The following is a 13,968-nucleotide window of genomic DNA, read 5'->3' on the forward strand; positions in this document are numbered from 1 at the left end:
CCGGGCGCGCGCCGGATGCCCGTCAATATACACGGCTTTGCAGCCGCTTTCCGCTCCCCTGCGGGCTTGGCGCCCCAGGCGCGGCCCGGCGCCAACGCATGGCTCGGCCTAGCAGCTATTGTCCCGGGCGGGGTTGCAGACGCGCACGCGGCCGAGGAAGTTGATGACCACCACCCGCCGCATGCCGGCGGCGCTGAAATGCCAGCTGCCTTTGGTGACCGGTTGGCCGTTCGGCCGGAACGCCACCGTTTCGCCGTCTCGGGTGTAGGTCACGGCGATGCCGGGCGGCAGTGCGGAGTGGGTCGTCACCTCGCGTTTGCCGACTTCGATGCGCCAGCCGCTTGCCCAGTCGCGGCCGTCGGCCGGCGTCATGTCGGCGCGGCGGCCGTGGCGCAGGGCTTCGGTGCGGGCCAGGCTGGCGCCGTGAAAGAAGGCATTGGCGGCGCCGATCAACTGCTGCCCGGCCATGAAATTCCGCAGCGCCGGCACGCCCGCTGCCAGCAGCACGCTGGCGATCAGCAGCACCGCCATCAGTTCGACCAGGGTGAAGCCGCGGATGACGTTGTTCGGGCGCATGGCCTCACCAGCAGTCGTTGCCGTCGGCGCCGCGCCGGCCGCGGCTGTCGGCGTAGAGCGCGCCGCATCGTTCATCGCGATAGGCGGAGTCGACCAGTGCGCCGCCGGGCGTGGCCGTCACGCGCACGCAGCTATGCAGGTCCTCGCCGTCGCAGGCTTGGGCGGAGATGCTGTAGGCGCTGGTTTCCGGCCGCTCTCCCGAATGCCATTTGAATTCCGTTTCCTGCGCGCCGGGGACGAAGGCGCGGTAACTGTGGCGGTAGGAGAATTGCCGTTCCTGCTGCAGCAATACCTGCAGTACCGCGGCACGCCCTTCGGCGCGCCGGGTCTTGAGGAGGTGCTGGCTGTAACCGCTCCAGGCCAGCGTGGCGAGGATGCCGACAATGGCGATCGCCATCGTCAGCTCGATCAGGGTGAAGCCGTGTTGTGTGCGGGATGTCGTCATCGTGTTCCTCTCATGCGGGGGGAAGGGCACGCCATCCGAGCGGCATGCACTGCGCCTTGCCGGCGGCATCGGTGTGGCGCTGGACGACGCCTTGCAGCAGCGCCTGCGCGCCGTCGCGGCCGAAGCCGATGGCGCTGAGCCGGTAGGTGAGGGGGGAGGGCGAGGGAGCGATGGTGCCGTCCGCGCCGGCGACCAGTTCGATCAGGTAGCGCGGCGCCGGCAATCCATCGCCCAGGTTGGGCGGCCGGTTCCCGGTGAATTGGCCGTAATTTGCCGAGCCCGCTTCGATGCCGGTTAATTGCGCGGATTGCCATCCGGCGACGTGCGCGCTGCCCAGGCATAGTCCCAGCCTTTCGCGGTCGGTATGGCAGCCGTGTTCGTCGGGGAAGGCATGCGCCGCGTCGATGCGTATGCCGCGCCGGATTTCTTCGCAAGCATCGTCCAGCGCCGCCTGTGCCGCGATCCGCGCCTGTTCATGGGCGCGGTGGTTGCGCGCCGCGCGTTCGTCCAGCATCAGCAGCGATGCCGAGGCGATGCCCAGCAACAGGATCACGGCCAGCATGATCAGCGTAATCATCAGCGTGGCGCCGCGCTGGCGCGATGGCGGGAAGTTCATGGCGGTAGCGCCGGAAGCGGCGGAATCGAGGCGGCGTTGCGCAGCAACACCGTGGTTTGAAAGACCGCGCGCAGGCGCCGGTCGCCTTCCTTTTCGACGAAGCGGTAGCCGGCATCGCCGGAATCGGTCAGGAACAGATCGTAGCTGCGCGCCGGCGTGCCGGGTGCGGAAGGGCGCCGCTGGTTGCCGCGCACCAGCAGGGCGATGCGCACCAGCACCACGCGCTGCCACAGCGCGGCGTCGATGGCGGAAGCGTCGAGCCAGCGGTCGGGGAGGCCGTCGCCGTCGCTGTCCACGGCATAGCGCAGCTGCATCGCTTCCACGCCGCGCGCGAGCGCATCCGAGGTCCAGGCGCCGGACTTGCCCCGATAGCGGCAGCGCAGTTCGGGCTCGTTGCCGGTTCCCGGCGCGATGTAGTAGATGACCCAACTGCGCGCGCGTTCTTCCAGTGGTCCGGCCGGTACGCTCGCGCCGCTGCAGTTGACGATGCTGCCGGCGGCATGGGCCGGCGCACCGAAAAAGCCCAGCAGCAGGATGTCGCTTCGGTTGAAGCCGTTGCCGGCGCCGGCGCTGAAATTGCCTTGCGCGGGATCGAGCCGGTTGGCCTGGCGACTGTTGTCGATGCCGTGCAGGCCCGGCGCCAGTGCCGGCGGCCTTTCCATGGCCAGTGCCGTTTCCCAAGGCAGGTGGTTGGCCTGGCGCACGGCGTCGGCCAGGTGCGCCAGCGCCATGCGCCCGGTTTCCTGCACGCGGCCGGCGTCGTCGATGTCCTGGTACGCGGCGCGCGCATTATGCAGCAGTGCCGTGGCGGCCAGGATGACCAGCAGGCCGACCGCCAGCGCGGCCATCATCTCGACCAGCGTCAGGCCGCGTTGGCGATGGCGTTGATGCGTCTTCATGGCTTTGCCTCAGTGGCCGATGAACAGTTGCATCAGCGGCGCGGCATCGGGCGTGTTGCCGGCTGCCGGATCGGCACGGCGCCAGCCCAGCTTGAGCATCACCGGCGAGGCCGGGTTGCCGTCGCAGCGCCAGTCGGGCGGTGTGCCGGCGCCGCTGTCGCGGCAGACCGCGGCGCGGGCGGCGGGGAAATCGCGCGCCAGCCTTGCGCGCCAGTCGGCGATGGCGGCGTGGGCGAAGCCGGCGGCGTCGCACGGCGAGGACGCGCAAGCGGCGCTGGTGGATGGAGGCGTTTTCCCTGCATCGAATGCGAACAGGTAGGGATCGGCGCTGTCGGCCGCCACTGCGCGGTGCGCCGCCCGCAGTTCGGCCAGTTCGGCGGCCATGATCGCGGCCCTGGCCTGCAGGCCGTTGTCGCGGCTACTGCGCAAGGCATGCAATTGCAGCATGAGCATGGCCAGCGCGCCGGTGCCGATGACAAGCAGGGCGACCAGCACTTCGATCATCGTGAAGCCGGAGGAGCGGTTGGGCATGGCCGGATTGCGGAAGGACAGGGCAAGCGGCGAGTGTAGGGAAAGAAAAAGCGCCTTCGCATGGAAGGCGCTTATTTTTGCGGCGCTATCGAACTACTTCATTGGCCGGATCGAATTTCAGAACGAGGAACCGGGTTGTTGCAGGAAGGCGCTTTCCTCGGCGCTGGAGGCGCGCCCGAGCAGCTTGTTCCGGTGCGGGAAGCGGCCGAAGCGTTCGATCACCTGATGGTGCCGCTTCGCATAGTCGGCAAAGCCGTCGAAGGTTTTGCGGTCGGCGGCGCCGGCCTGCCTGGCCAGCGCGCGAAACAGCTCCAGCGCGTATTGCTGGTCGTCGATGTCTTCCGAATGTTCCAGCGGCAGGTAGACGAACACCCGGGCGATGGCCGGCAATTGCTGGTCCAGCCCCGTCGCCAGCGCCAGGTGGCTGTACTGGCGCGCCAGTTCATCGAAGGCGAATGCCTGCGCGGTATCGCGGTAGATGTTGCGGGGAAACTGGTCCAGCAGCACGATCAGCGCCAGCATCGAGCGCGGCGCGTCGGCCCAGTCGGCCAGCCGGTTGGCTGCAGCCTCTTGGAGCAACGGTTCGAAGCGGTTGCGGCAGTCGGCGTCGATGTCGGGATTCTTGCTCCACCAGAGTGCTTTCTGGCGTGCGGCCACTTCGGCGGCGGGGGCCTGCGCGAAACCGGGGCCGAACCAGAAGTCGAGGACGGCTTCGGCCTGCTGCTGCGATGTCGCGGCCATGCTCATGCTTCGACCACGCTGATCTGGACGTCGCCCAGCGCCACTTTCTGGCCGGCGGTGATCTTGCAGGTCTTGCGCGACTCGGGTTTGCCGTTGACCTTGACGCGGCCATCGGCCACCAGTTGCTTGCCGGCGCCGCCGCTGTCGCACAGGCCGCACAGTTTCAGCAACTGGTTCAGTTCCACATGGGGATGGCCTTGCAGCGGGAAGGTGATTTTTTGCATGGTGATTCTTTCAGCGGCGCAGCATCAGGCCGGCGCCAGAGTATGGGTAGCTTTATCAAGCCAGGTGTTGAGGCTGTCGATCAGGTCGTGCTGGCTGAACGAGCAGCTTTCTTCGGTAAACAGGCTGCCGGCTTCGAGGCGGCCGAGCAGGTCTTCGGCGACTTGTTCGTAGCGCGGCGGCAGCGCCGCCAGCACGGCGCCCTCGGCGCGCCAGGCGGCGCACAGGGCGGCGACGCCGATCTCGCCGTCCTGCAATTGGCGCAGCGCGGCGCGCATGGCGTCGAGGTTCTGGTTGAGGTGGTTGGGCATGTTTTTTGTCTGTTTTTTTAAAGCTGCTTCGCGGCGAAGGTGTTGCAGGCGCTGACCTGGCCTTCGGTGATGCCGCGCTTGAACCATGCCACGCGCTGGGCCGAGGTGCCGTGGGTGAAGGAATCCGGCACGACTTCGCCGCGCGCCTGGCGCTGCAGGGCATCGTCGCCAATGGCCGAGGCGGCGTTGAGGGCTTCCTCGATGTCGCCGTCTTCGATGATGTGGCGCGCCTGGTTGGCGTGGTAGGCCCAGACGCCGGCGAAGCAGTCGGCCTGCAGTTCCAGCCGCACCGACATGGCGTTGGCCTGCTTTTCCGTCGCATTGCGGCGGGCGGCGTCGACCTTGTCGGAAATGCCCAGCAGGTGCTGTACGTGATGGCCGACCTCGTGCGCGATGACATAGGCCTGGGCGAAGTTGCCCGAGACCTTGAAGCGCTGCTTCATCAGCTCATAGAAGGACAGGTCGATGTAGACCTTCTGGTCGCCCGGACAGTAGAAGGGGCCGGTGGCGGTCTGGCCGGTGCCGCAGGCGGTCGCTGTACGGCCGGAGAACAGCACCAGCTTGGGACGGACGTATTGCTTGCCGCTGGCGGCGAACAACGGCCCCCAGGTGTCTTCGGTATCGGCCAGCACGGTCGAGACGAAGCGCGCCATCTGGTCTTCCGGCGGCGGTTTGTGGGCCGGCGCCTGCTGCTGTTGTTGCAGCGGCGCCTGGCCGCCGCCCCCGGAGAGCATATCCAGCATCGTCAGCGGGTTGATGCCGAGGAAATAGGACGCCACCAGCGCCACCGCCACCGTGCCCAGCCCGATCGAGCGGCCGCCGAAAGGCAGGCCGCCTCCGCCCCCGCCGCCATCGCCGCGGCGGTCTTCAACGTTGTCGCTTTCGCGGTTGCCTTCCCATTTCATGATGTTTCCTTTTTCGTTCCTGTGCCGCGTTTGCATGCAATGCAGGGATTGTAATGGACGGCGCGGCCGCGCGGCTGAACTTGGCGGGATGCGTTGCGATCCCGCGCCGCCTTGTCGGTTTTGTCTGACGGCGCGGTGGCGATGATGTCCGATTGCCCAGGCCCGATGCGGCGCGGTATGTTGCAGGGTAAAAACGGAAAATCTTTCCAGCAAGGCAATTTGGTGGGACTATAAAGCAGCGTGCAATCGGCGATGGGTATGTGATAGGTATGCGATTGGTATGGTGTTGCAGCCGTGCTGCCGCCTTTCGAACAATAAACAGAACTGGAGGCTTGACATGATCTTATGGCTCATCATTTTGCTGGCCGGCTGCCTGGTATTGATGATGGCGCGCGCCAATGCATGGATGTGGCTGCTGGCCGAGGCTGTCTGGATCTGGCTGGGCGGTTCCCTGGCCGACGTCGAACTGCCGGTGATGGTGTTGCTGGCGATCCTGCTGTTCACGCCGACCGTGCTGGTGGCGATGGTCTCGGTGCGCCAGGCGCTGATCAGTCGTCCGGCATTGGATGCCTTCCGCAAGATCATGCCCGGCATGTCGTCCACCGAGCGCGATGCCATCGAAGCCGGCACGGTCTGGTGGGATGCCGAGCTGTTTTCCGGCAAGCCGGACTGGCGCCGCCTGTTCGAAATCCCGCCGCCGCGCTTGACGGCCGAAGAGCAGGCCTTCATGGACGATGAGGTCGAGCGCCTGTGCGCCATGGTGAGCGACTGGGACAGTACCGTGAAGCACCAGGACATCCCGCCCGAGGCCTGGCAATTCATCAAGGACAAGGGCTTTCTCGGGATGATCATCCCCAGGCAACACGGCGGCAAGCAGTTCTCCGCCTACATGCATTCGCAGGTGGTGATGAAGCTGGCTTCGCGCAGTTCGGCGGCGGCGATCTCGGTGATGGTGCCCAATTCGCTGGGGCCGGCCGAACTATTGCTGCATTACGGTACCGAAGCGCAAAAGAACCATTACCTGCCGCGCCTGGCGACCGGCCAGGAAATCCCGTGTTTCGCGCTGACCAGCCCGTATGCGGGATCGGACGCCGCCGCCATTCCCGATATCGGCATCGTTTGCAAGGGCATGCACGAGGGCCGCGAGACGCTTGGCTTCAGGGTGAGCTGGAGCAAGCGCTACATTACGCTGGCGCCGGTGGCGACCGTGCTGGGGCTGGCCTTTCGCGCGCGCGATCCGGACGGCCTGCTGGGCGACAATCCCGAACCGGGCATCACTTGCGCGCTGATTCCCACCGGCCATCCGGGCGTGGTGATCGGCCGCCGCCATTGGCCGTTGAATGCGGTATTCCAGAACGGTCCGACGCAAGGCAGCGATGTGTTCATTCCCATGGAATGGGTGATCGGCGGCATCGTCCAGGTCGGCCGCGGCTGGCGCATGCTGATGGAATGCCTGGCGGCGGGGCGGGCCATCTCGCTGCCATCTTCCAGCGTCGGCTTTTCCAAGCTGGCGGTGCGCGGCACCAGCGCCTATGCCGCGATGCGCCGCCAGTTCAGGATCGAGATCGGCAAGTTCGAGGGCGTGCAGGAGGCATTGGCGCGCATGGGCGGCCACCTGTACATGATCGACGCCACGCGCCGGCTTTCGGCCTCGGCGGTGGATGCGGGGGAGAAGCCGTCGGTGATTTCGGCCATCTCCAAATACCATGTGACCGAGCGCGGCCGCATCATCGTCAACGACGGCATGGACGTGATCGGCGGCAAGGGCATCTGCATGGGGCCGGGCAACTTCCTGGCGCGCGTGTACCAGCAGATCCCCATCGCCATCACGGTCGAAGGCGCCAACATCCTGACGCGCTGCCTGATCATTTTCGGCCAGGGGGCGATCCGTTGCCATCCCTATGTGCTCAAGGAGATGGCGGTGGCGGCGGACGACAACCACGAACGGGCCGTGCAGGAGTTCGACAAGCTGCTGTTCTCGCACCTGTCTTTCGTCGCCGCCAACAAGGCGCGCGCTTTCGTCGGCGGCATCAGTTGCGGCTGGCTGTTGCCGTCGACCGGGTACGCGGCGCGCCAGACCCGGCGCTATTACCGCTCCGTGGTTCATCTGTCGTCGGCGTTCGCCTTGCTGGCCGATGCCGGCATGGCGGTGCTGGGCGGGTCGCTCAAGTTCCGCGAGCGCATTTCGGGGCGGCTGGGGGATGTGCTGTCGCAGCTCTATCTTGTCTCGGCCACGCTCAAGCGCTATGAGGATGAGGGGCGGCAGGAAGACGACCTGCCCTATGTCGAATGGTCGGTGCAGGATGCCTTGCATCGGGCGCAGGAGGCGATCGTCGACGTGCTGCATAACTTTCCCAATCCGTGGGTGGCTTTCGGCTTGCGGCTGGCGATCTTTCCGATCGGGCTGATTTACCGCAAGCCGTCGGATGCCTTGGGGACGCTGGTGGCCAAGGCCATGCAGAAGCCGGGGGCGAGCCGGGACCGGCTGGTTTCGGATGCGTATCTGCCGCGGGGCGACGATCCGCTGGCTTGCGGGGAGAGGGCGTTTGCGCTGACGCCGGTGGTGCAGCAGCTTGAGCAGCGCTTGAAGCAGGTGGTCAAGGATGGGGAGTTGCCGGCCATGCCGCAGAGCTTGATTGAGATGATGGGATGGAATGCGGTTGCGCTTGAGCGCGGGTTCATCAGCGAGCAGGAGAAGGCGGTGTTGGATGAGTTTGCTCGTGAGGGTGATTTGAGTGTGCAGGTGGATGATTTTTCTGCGGATTTGGATCGTAATGAGATATTGGGGCGGTTGCCTTGATGAGGGTGTTTGTTGGTTTGTTGATTGGTTAGTTTGGTCTTGCTGCGTTCTGGTTCCCTGGCTTTATGGAGTTGTCTCTCCGGTCGGAGGGGAGCGCCGGGGGCGGCTCGGTGGGAGTGTCAGAGTTTCCGTGTTCAAGGCTGGTTAGTAATAAAAGAGCCGGCCACACGAAGCGATCAGAGTAGAGGATAGAAAACTGGTTATCGCCGTCTTCCAGTCATGGCAGATCTAATCCAAGAGACGCTCAAAACACAACATTAATTTCTGTTCAGAATTTTTGGGGAAGATCATGATGGCCGATGGCACGGCAGCGGCCTAGCCAACCTATAGCGCCGATGGTAATTTTCTTGGAAAGATTCTTAAAGGATTTACTGATAACCGGAATAAGTGAGCGTTATAACTAATTTTCATGCAGGGGATTGCTACTCTTCTTCCGTCAGTTATGCCCGATCGAACATTGTGATTTGATCGCGGAGACATGACGCATTCATTTACTAATACGGATGGTTAGGAGAGAGTATGTTGCAACGCTATTTGGGTATTGCGCTAATTGCATTGGCACTCGTCGGCTGTGCTTCAGTTCCGATGGGAGAGCCGCATCAGGATGCGGCTGCGAAAACGTTTGTTGCCAAGCCGGATGTTGCGGGCGTTTATATTTATCGTAATGAAAATCTTGGTTCCGCAAAGAAGATTAATGTCAACATGGATGGGAAGTATCTGGGCCAAACGGCGGCGAAAACTTACTTCTATACAGAGGTTGAACCTGGCAAACATACCGTTACATCGACAGCCGAAAATACTGATAGTTTGAGCTTCGACGTTGTTGCGGGAAAACTCTATTTCATCTGGCAGGAAATCAAGATGGGCATGCTCGATGCACGCACCAAACTGCATCTCGTCAGTGAAGATGTGGGTAAGAAGGGGGTGCTGGAGAGCAAGTTGGCGGCACCTCAGGCCGCAAAGTAACCGGTTCAAGGTCGGCGGCCACTGTGCTGAGCCGTATTGCTCCTATGGCAATGTTGCCGGTAACCTGATTGCTTAGTACACATTCTTCAGTTTGGCGCTGTGCATATTGGGAGGGGGATGTTCTTATCTTGCTTAATAAGCCGAGGTGACGTTCCTGCAGCCTGAAGAGAACAAGCGATAGAGCCCTGCCTGTGGGCTTCGAAGGAGCGCCCACAGGTATAATGTCGGCCTCATGTCCGTTACCAAGCCTTCCACTCCAGCCCCTTCCGGCAAGCCGCCACGGGCGGCCCGCCCCGATGTTCCGCCTGCCGTGCGCAATCCCTTGCCGCCGGTCACGTTCCCGGAGGAATTGCCGGTTTCCGGCCGCCGCCATGAAATCGCCGAGGCGCTGCGGCGGCACCAGGTCATCATCGTCAGCGGCGAGACCGGTTCCGGCAAGACTACCCAGCTTCCCAAGATCTGCCTGGAGCTCGGGCGCGGTGAAAAAGGGCTGATCGGCCACACGCAGCCGCGCCGTATCGCGGCTTCGTCGACTGCCAAGCGCATTGCGCAGGAGTTGAATTCGCCGCCGGGCGAACTGGTCGGCTACAAGGTGCGTTTCAATGACACCTTGTCCAAGGGGGCCTGGATCAAGCTGATGACCGACGGCATCCTGCTGGCCGAGACCCAGACCGATCCGCTCTTGCGCCAGTACGACACCATCATCATCGACGAGGCGCATGAACGTAGCCTCAACATCGATTTCCTGCTCGGTTACCTGAAGCAGTTGTTGCCCAAGCGTCCCGACCTGAAGGTGATTATCACCTCGGCGACCATCGACGCCGACCGCTTCGCCCGCCACTTCGGCCGCGAAGTCAACGGCGCGCAGGGTCCCGAGATCGTGCCGGCGCCGGTGATCGAGGTCTCCGGCCGTTTGTATCCGGTGGAGATCCGTTACCGTCCGATCGACAATGCCGACCGCAGCGGCGCCAATCAGGTCAGCGCCGAGGTGGCGCAGGCGCGCGCCCGCGCCGAAGGCCGGGCATCGCAGGCGCAGAAAGACCGCGAGCAGCGCGACCTGATGGATGCGGTGGTGGATGCGGTCGACGAACTGGCGCGCATCGGTTCCGGCGACGTGCTGGTGTTCCTGCCCGGCGAGCGCGAGATCCGCGATGCCGCCGAGGCGCTGCGCAAGCACCATCCGCCGCATGTGGAGATCTTGCCGCTATTCGCGCGCCTGTCGGCGCAGGAGCAGGAACGCGTCTTCAAGACCAGCAACGCGCGCCGCATCGTGCTGGCGACCAACGTCGCCGAGACTTCGCTGACGGTGCCGGGCATCCGTTATGTGGTCGATGCCGGGCTGGCGCGTGTGAAGCGCTACAGCTACCGCAACAAGGTCGAACAATTGCAGATCGAGCCGGTGGCGCAGTCGGCCGCCAACCAGCGCGCCGGCCGTTGCGGCCGGGTGGCGGCGGGCGTGTGCATCCGCCTGTACGACGAACAGGATTTCCTGCAGCGCCCCAGGTTCACCGAGCCGGAAATCCTGCGTTCTTCGCTGGCTTCGGTCATCCTGCGGATGAAGTCGCTGCACCTGACCGATGTCGAAACTTTCCCCTTCATCGAGCCGCCGCTGGGCCGCGCGATTGCCGACGGCTACCAGTTGCTGCAGGAACTGGGCGCGGTGGAAGAGCAGGATGGCGTCAACCGCCTGACGCCGCTGGGCAAGCAGCTCGCCAAGTTGCCGCTGGACCCGCGCGTGGGCCGCATGATCCTGGCCGCGCGCGACAACGCCTGCCTGACCGAACTGCTGGTCATTGCCGCCGCACTGTCGGTGCAGGACCCGCGCGACCGGCCCATGGACGCGCAGAACGCGGCCGACAACGCGCACAAGAAATTCGCCGATGAGAAGTCCGAATTCGCCAGTTACCTCAAGATCTGGAAGTGGTTCGAAGACGCCATCGCGCACAAGAAGTCCAATCGCCAGCTGCAGGAACATTGCCGCGAGAACTTCCTCTCGCAGTTGCGCTTGCGCGAATGGCGCGATGTCCATTCGCAGTTGCTGACCATCGTCAAGGAACAGGGCTGGCGCCTCAACGAAGCGCCGGCGACATATGACCAGTTGCATCTGGCGTTGCTGACGGGCTTGCTCGGCAACATCGGTTTCAAGTCGGAAGACGATGCCCAATACCTGGGCGCGCGCGGCATCAAATTCAATATCTGGCCGGGTTCGCACCTGACCAAGAAGCCGGGCCGCTGGGTGATGGCGGCCGAGCTGGTCGATACCGCGCGCCTGTATGCGCGCTGCGTGGCCAATATCCAGCCGGAATGGCTGGAAAAGATCGGCGGCCACCTGCTGAAGAAATCCTGGGGCGAACCGCGCTGGGAAAAGCGTGCCGCGCAGGTCACCGCTTCCGAGCGCGCCACCTTGTACGGCCTGGTGGTGTACAGCCAGCGCCGCATCAATTACGGCAACATCAACCCGGACGAGGCGCGCGAGATCTTCATCCGCGACGGGCTGGTGGGCGGCGATTTCGATACCCGGGCGCCGTTCTTCGCGCACAACCAGAAGCTGGTGCGCGAGATCGAGAACCTGGAACACAAGTCGCGCCGCCTGGACGTGCTGGTGGACGATGAACTGATCATCGCCTTCTACGACAAGCTGATCCCGGCCGGGATCTGCAATGGCGTCGATTTCGAGAAGTGGCACAAGCAGGCCACCGCCGCCGATCCCAAGCTGCTGTACCTGAACCGCGACGACCTGATGCGCCACGAAGCGGCTGGCGTTACCACCGAGCTGTTCCCCAAGACCATGAACGTGGCCGGCATCGCGATGGCGCTGTCCTACCATTTCGAGCCGGGCGCCACGCGTGATGGCGTGACGCTGACCGTGCCGCTGTATGCGCTCAACCAGGTGTCGGCCGACCGCTGCGAATGGCTGGTGCCGGGCATGTTGAAGGAAAAGGTGCATCTGCTGCTGAAATCGCTGCCGCAAAAGCTGCGCCGCCACTGCGTGCCGCTGCCGGATTATGCGGCCAAGTTCTGCGAGCGCATGGAAGAGCGCAAGATCTTCGGCCGCGGCAACCTGATCGATGCCATCATCGCCGACATCCGCGAGCAGATCACCATCCTGGTCAAGCCCAGCGACTTCAAGCAGGAGACGCTGCCGGCGCACCATGCGATGAATTTCAAGATCGTCGACGAGCATGGCCGCCAGCTGGAGATGGGCCGAAATCTCGCCGCCCTGCAGGCCGAATTCGGCGGCCAGGCGCGCCAGCAGTTCCAGAAGCTGGCCGAGCAGGTGGCGATTGCGCCGCGCGACGAGGACGAGGGCAACGACGTACCGCAATCTGCAAAGCCGGCACAAGGTGCCGCAGCCAAGCCGTCCGCCGCTGCCGCGTCTGTTTCATCCGGCGAGTACAGCAACCTGACCGGCTGGAGCTTCGGCGAATTGCCTGAACTACTGGAAATCACGCGCGGCACCGGCAAGCAGGCGCAGACGCTGATCGGCTTCCCGGCGCTGGTGGACCGCAAGACGCATTGCGACCTGGAAGTGTTCGACGACCCGGCCGAAGCGGCGCGCTTCCACTATGCAGGCCTGCGCCGCCTGTTCGCGTTGCAGATGAAGGAACAGCTGAAGTACCTGGAAAAGAACATTCCCGGCCTGCAGCAGATGGGCATGCAGTTCATGGCGTTGGGAACGCAGGAGGAATTGCGCGACCAGATCCTCAATGCAGGCCTGGAGCGCGCCTTCCTGCAAGACCCGTTGCCGAAGAATGCCGACGAGTTCAACAAGCGCAAGGAGGAAGGCAAGGCGCGCCTGGGCTTGCTGGTCAATGAAATCGCGCGCCTGGCCGGCCAGATCCTGGCGGAGTACCACTCGCTGCCCAAGAAGCTGCAGGGCATCAAGGCGCATGCCCAGGCGGCGGCCGATATCCAGTCGCAGCTTGCGCAGCTGGTCGGCAAGCGTTTCGTGGCCGAGACCGACTACGCCAACCTGACGCACTATCCACGCTACCTGAAGGCTATCAACGTACGGCTGGACAAGTTGCGCGCCGACCCTGCGCGCGATACGCGCCTGCTGGCCGAATGGAACCAGGTGGCGCTGCCTTACCAGCGCGGCCTGAAAGAGCGCGCCGGACGCGCCGACCCCAAGATGACCGAATTCCGCTGGATGCTGGAAGAGTTGCGCGTATCGCTCTATGCGCAGGAGCTGAAGACGCCGATGCCGGTGTCGGTCAAGCGATTGCAGAAGGTGTGGGAGAGCATGCAGCGCTGAATCGGGTTGGTTGTTGTGGAAAAACAGATGGACTGGGGCCGAAGCAGGCTTTTAGCGGTTTGCCGTCCATTTTCGCGTAAAATTGCGCATCTTCAGAGATTGTCAAAACACCATGTCTATCAAGTCAGATAAGTGGATCCGCCGCATGGCCGAGCAGCAGGGCATGATCGAGCCCTTTGAGCCGGGCCAGATCCGCACCTCCGCCGATGGCGCCAAGATCGTGTCTTATGGTACGTCGTCGTATGGCTACGATATCCGTTGCGCCAACGAATTCAAGATTTTCACCAACATCAATTCCACCATCGTCGATCCCAAGAACTTCGACGAGAAGTCCTTCGTGGACTTCAAGGGCGATGTCTGCATCATCCCGCCGAATTCCTTCGCGCTGGCGCGCACCGTCGAGTACTTCCGCATCCCGCGCAGCGTGCTGACGATCTGCCTGGGCAAGTCGACATACGCGCGCTGCGGCATCATCGTCAACGTCACGCCTTTTGAGCCGGAGTGGGAAGGTTACGTCACGCTGGAGTTCTCCAACACGACGCCGCTGCCAGCCAAGATCTACGCCGGCGAAGGCTGCGCGCAGGTGCTGTTCTTCGAGAGCGATGAAATCTGCGAAACCTCGTACAAGGATCGCGGCGGCAAGTACCAGGGCCAGCATGGCGTGACGCTGCCCAAGACCTGAACGTCCGATTGGGCAATCA

13 protein-coding genes are annotated in these 13,968 nt (G+C 63.8%); 4 read left to right on the top strand and 9 right to left on the bottom strand.

The features are described 5' to 3' along the window. Positions 1-108: 108 nt before the first annotated feature. From FB597_RS00275 to FB597_RS00315, 9 genes are all read right to left on the bottom strand, one after another. Positions 109-576: a GspH/FimT family pseudopilin gene (locus FB597_RS00275; protein WP_144767514.1), complete on the bottom strand. Its 468-nt coding sequence runs from the start codon at positions 574-576 to the stop codon at positions 109-111. A 4-nt stretch (positions 577-580) separates the two neighbouring features. Continuing rightward, entirely contained in the window at positions 581-1,021 is a 441-nt protein-coding gene (locus FB597_RS00280; protein ID WP_141911689.1) for a type IV pilin protein, read from the bottom strand. Positions 1,022-1,031: 10 nt separating this feature from the next. Further along, positions 1,032-1,637 (bottom strand): PilX N-terminal domain-containing pilus assembly protein, encoded by a 606-nt coding sequence (locus FB597_RS00285; RefSeq protein WP_144767516.1) that lies wholly within the window; start codon positions 1,635-1,637, stop codon positions 1,032-1,034. Then, a complete protein-coding gene (locus tag FB597_RS00290; protein WP_144767518.1) occupies positions 1,634-2,536 on the bottom strand; it encodes a PilW family protein in 903 nt (300 codons plus the stop codon). Before FB597_RS00290 ends, FB597_RS00285 begins: the two co-directional genes overlap by 4 nt. Before the next feature lie 9 nt (positions 2,537-2,545). Further along, positions 2,546-3,067, bottom strand: coding sequence for a type IV pilus modification protein PilV (pilV, locus tag FB597_RS00295; RefSeq protein WP_144767520.1), 522 nt, complete (start codon positions 3,065-3,067; stop codon positions 2,546-2,548). A 117-nt stretch (positions 3,068-3,184) separates the two neighbouring features. Beyond that, entirely contained in the window at positions 3,185-3,808 is a 624-nt protein-coding gene (locus FB597_RS00300) for a DUF924 family protein (protein WP_144767522.1), read from the bottom strand. Between the two features lie 2 nt (positions 3,809-3,810). Continuing rightward, positions 3,811-4,032 carry an RNA-binding S4 domain-containing protein gene (locus tag FB597_RS00305; protein WP_141911702.1) on the bottom strand — a complete coding sequence of 74 codons (222 nt, stop codon included), beginning with the start codon at positions 4,030-4,032 and terminating at the stop codon, positions 3,811-3,813. 24 nt (positions 4,033-4,056) lie between these two features. Then, positions 4,057-4,341, bottom strand: a complete 285-nt coding sequence (locus FB597_RS00310) for a hypothetical protein (protein ID WP_144767524.1) — start codon at positions 4,339-4,341, stop codon at positions 4,057-4,059. Positions 4,342-4,358: 17 nt separating this feature from the next. After that, positions 4,359-5,246 carry a neutral zinc metallopeptidase gene (locus FB597_RS00315; RefSeq protein WP_144767526.1) on the bottom strand — a complete coding sequence of 296 codons (888 nt, stop codon included), beginning with the start codon at positions 5,244-5,246 and terminating at the stop codon, positions 4,359-4,361. Between the two features lie 337 nt (positions 5,247-5,583). Between FB597_RS00315 and FB597_RS00320 the strand changes: the two genes are divergently transcribed. The 4 genes from FB597_RS00320 to dcd all read left to right on the top strand — a co-directional run bounded on the left by FB597_RS00320 (position 5,584) and on the right by dcd (position 13,949). Beyond that, positions 5,584-8,046: an acyl-CoA dehydrogenase gene (locus FB597_RS00320; RefSeq protein WP_144767528.1), complete on the top strand. Its 2,463-nt coding sequence runs from the start codon at positions 5,584-5,586 to the stop codon at positions 8,044-8,046. 519 nt (positions 8,047-8,565) lie between these two features. Continuing rightward, positions 8,566-9,012 carry a DUF2846 domain-containing protein gene (locus FB597_RS00325; protein ID WP_144767530.1) on the top strand — a complete coding sequence of 149 codons (447 nt, stop codon included), beginning with the start codon at positions 8,566-8,568 and terminating at the stop codon, positions 9,010-9,012. A gap of 232 nt (positions 9,013-9,244) precedes the next feature. Next, positions 9,245-13,267, top strand: coding sequence for an ATP-dependent RNA helicase HrpA (gene hrpA / locus FB597_RS00330; RefSeq protein ID WP_144767532.1), 4,023 nt, complete (start codon positions 9,245-9,247; stop codon positions 13,265-13,267). Positions 13,268-13,379: 112 nt separating this feature from the next. Continuing rightward, entirely contained in the window at positions 13,380-13,949 is a 570-nt protein-coding gene (dcd, locus tag FB597_RS00335) for a dCTP deaminase (RefSeq protein ID WP_144767534.1), read from the top strand. The last annotated feature ends 19 nt before the right edge of the window (positions 13,950-13,968 follow it).

The sequence above is a fragment of the Herbaspirillum sp. SJZ099 genome, from assembly GCF_007828355.1.
Taxonomy (GTDB): domain Bacteria; phylum Pseudomonadota; class Gammaproteobacteria; order Burkholderiales; family Burkholderiaceae_D; genus Herbaspirillum.